The sequence below is a fragment of the Kitasatospora sp. NPDC056783 genome (genome assembly GCF_042789895.1).
In the GTDB taxonomy this organism is placed as follows: Bacteria; Actinomycetota; Actinomycetes; order Streptomycetales; family Streptomycetaceae; genus Kitasatospora.
The window spans coordinates 1-2,788 of the sequence record NZ_JBHUAF010000619.1; the positions used below are offsets into that span (position 1 = coordinate 1).

Below are 2,788 nucleotides of genomic sequence, written 5' to 3' on the forward strand. Positions count from 1 at the left end.
AGGGCCCGTCCCGTCGGTGGAGGCCGGGATCGCTATCCGGCGAGGGTGGTCACTCGACGACCAGCTCGACCGGGATGTTGCCCCGGGTGGCGCGGGAGTAGGGGCAGACCTCGTGCGCCTGCTTGACCAGCAGCTCGCCGGTCTCGCCCGCGAGGGCGTCGGGCAGCTCGACGCGCAGCACGGCGGCGAGGGAGAAACCGGCCCCGTCCTTGCCGATGGACACCTCGGCGGTCACCGAGACCTCGCTGGTGTCCACTCCGGCCTGGCGGCCGACCAGGCCGAGGGCGCTGGCGAAGCAGGCGGCGTAGCCGGCGGCGAAGAGCTGCTCCGGGTTGGTGCCCTGGCCGTTGCCGCCGAGTGCGGGCGGCATCGCCAGGGCGAGGTCCAGTCGGCCGTCGGAGCTGACGGCGCGGCCCTCCCGGCCGTTCGCGGTGGCGGCTGCGGTGTAGAGCGCGTCCATGATCGCTTCCCTTCTGTCGCTCTGTGCTGTGCTGTGCTGCGATAAGTAGAGCACGCTATTCAATTGTGCACAACTAAATAGCGTGATGGTGATCGGTACCATGGGTCCATGAGCACCCACCCCGGTATGGCGGACGAGGAACTCCTGCGTCTCGACCAGCAGATCTGCTTCTCGCTCAACGCGGCCTCCCGCGCTTTCGGCGGCGTGTACCGGGTGCTGCTGCGGGATCTCGGGCTGACTTACCCCCAGTACCTGGTCATGCTGGTGCTGTGGGAGGACGGGGAACTGCCCGTCAAGCGGATCGGCGAGCGACTGCGGCTGGACTCGGGGACGCTCTCCCCGCTGCTCAAGCGGCTGGAGGCCGCCGGGCTGGTGCGCCGGGAGCGGAGTCCGGAGGACGAGCGGTCGGTCACCGTCCGCCCGACCGTCGAGGGGGTCGCCCTGCGCGAGCGGGCCGGACAGGTCCCGCGCCGACTCCTCGCCGCGGCCGGACTGCCGGTCGAGGACCTCGCCGCGCTGCGCGGCCTGCTGGATCGGGTGACCGTCGCGCTGGACGCCGCGGAGGTGGAGCCGGCGCCGTAGTGGGGCTGGGTGCCGGGTGGGGTCGATCGGGGCCGGGCGGGGTCGGGCGGGGTTGGGCGGGGTTGGGGCTCGCGGGCGGTCCCGCGTGCGTCCGCGGGTGTGCGTGGGGGTGTCGGAGGGCTTGTCAAGCCGCTCGGGTGTTCGTTGTGATCTGGATCATGTTTAAGGTGGTGCGAATCGGTTCGTGAGGGTGAACCGGCAGGTCAGCGGCGCTGTCCGAAAGTGAACGGAATGGTTCGCCAATTGTCCGCCCGATCCGGTCGACATCCCGCCTCTCCCGGACGGTTACACCACGAGCCCCCAAGGGGCCGTCGGCGTGCCACCCGGTGGGCCGGCCAGCTGACCCACGAAAGGGGGCCCGCGTGAGAACTCCCGGGCCGGGCGAGGAGCGGAGCCTGAGAGCCGATCCGCTCGGCGGCCTGCCGAACGACTTCGAGGCCTTCTTCACCCGTGAGAACTCCGGCTACCTCCGCTACGCCCAGCAGCGGCTGGGGCACCGCGAGGACGCCCAGGACGCGGTCCAGAGCGCGGGCGCCGCGCTCTACAAGAACTGGCGCCGGGCTCTGGCCAGCCCCGACCCGAAGGCCTTCGCATTCAAGATCGTCAAGGACGCCGTGGTGGACGTGCTGCGGGAACGCCGCCGCGCCGAACGCAAGCGCCTGCGGGTGATCGCCCAGCGCCGACCCGACACCAGCCAGGACGAGCTGAACGAACTCGCCGAGCTGGACGCCCTGGACTGGGCGATGGAGGAACTCGCCCGCGCCGCGCCGATCCAGGCCGACGTGGTCCGGCTGCGCCAGGCGGGGCTGTCCTACCTCGACATCGGACGGTCCCTCGGCATCGCGCACACCACCGCCCGCACCTACTACAGCCTCGGCCGCCGCCACCTGGAGTACCTGCTGGAGCACCCCGACGACGGTGGGGCGGAGTCATGAGGGTGGTGGACCTGCTGCGTGCGCGCGCCGTCGAGCTGGAGCGGGAGTTCGACGACCACGATCCGGTGGACTTCACGCGCCGACTGGCCGAGCGGCTCGCCGCCGCCCGCCGGCCGGCCCCGGCCGTGCGCGAACGCCCGGCCCGACCGCCCGCCGGAGCCCGGCCGCCGCACGCCGCGGCCTCCGGGTCGAGCCCGGGGACGGGTGCCACGGTGGGCTCGGGGCCCGGGGCGGCGGTGGGGGCCGGTTCCGGCCCGAGCGCGGGTTCCGGTCCGGGAGCGGCCCCGGGGCAGACCCGGTGGGCCGGGGGGCGGGCGGAGCTGCGGCGCGACCTGCGGCACCTGTGTGCCGGAGTGGCGGGCGCGGCGGAGCCGGGGGAGCTGGCCCTGGACCTGGAACTCGCCGAGAAGACGGCCTTCCGCACCCTCGGCTGTCTGCTGTACGGGATGGGCCGGACGGCGGACGGCGTCTTCTGGTGGCGGATAGCGGCCCAGTACGGGGACCAGCTGGCCGTGCACTGCCTGGCGGTGCACTACACCGCCGAGGGCGAGCCGCGTGACGCGGCCCACTGGGCCGCCCAGGCCCAGGACCTCAGTGCCCCGGAACGGCTGCCGGAGCTGGCGCCGGAGGTCCGGCCGGGCGGCGCCGCGGAGCTGGCCCGAGTACTGGCGGAGCGCTACGACGGCGAGATCCTGCTGACCGTGAGGGAATCGGTGGTGTCGCGGCCGAGCGCCGTGCCGGGGAGGCTCGCGGTCCGGGCGGTCCGGGGGCGGGGGGTGGTGCGGATTCGGTGACGGAGCGGGGTGGTGAC

Annotated in this window: 4 protein-coding genes; 3 read left to right on the top strand and 1 reads right to left on the bottom strand. The window is 73.5% G+C overall.

Annotated features, from left to right (window positions below):
• Positions 1 to 49: 49 nt before the first annotated feature.
• On the bottom strand, positions 50 to 460 hold the full coding sequence (locus tag ACFRMQ_RS39900; protein WP_380696641.1) for an organic hydroperoxide resistance protein: 411 nt from the start codon (positions 458 to 460) through the stop codon (positions 50 to 52).
• Between the two features lie 108 nt (positions 461 to 568).
• On the opposite strand from ACFRMQ_RS39900, the gene ACFRMQ_RS39905 reads away from it, so the two are divergent.
• From ACFRMQ_RS39905 to ACFRMQ_RS39915, 3 genes are all read left to right on the top strand, one after another.
• Positions 569 to 1,042: a MarR family winged helix-turn-helix transcriptional regulator gene (locus ACFRMQ_RS39905; RefSeq protein WP_380735806.1), complete on the top strand. Its 474-nt coding sequence runs from the start codon at positions 569 to 571 to the stop codon at positions 1,040 to 1,042.
• 362 nt (positions 1,043 to 1,404) lie between these two features.
• Positions 1,405 to 1,977 carry an RNA polymerase sigma factor gene (locus ACFRMQ_RS39910; RefSeq protein ID WP_380735807.1) on the top strand — a complete coding sequence of 191 codons (573 nt, stop codon included), beginning with the start codon at positions 1,405 to 1,407 and terminating at the stop codon, positions 1,975 to 1,977.
• On the top strand, positions 1,974 to 2,771 hold the full coding sequence (locus ACFRMQ_RS39915) for a hypothetical protein (protein ID WP_380735808.1): 798 nt from the start codon (positions 1,974 to 1,976) through the stop codon (positions 2,769 to 2,771). The genes ACFRMQ_RS39910 and ACFRMQ_RS39915 overlap by 4 nt, the downstream gene beginning before the upstream one ends.
• Positions 2,772 to 2,788: the final 17 nt, after the last annotated feature.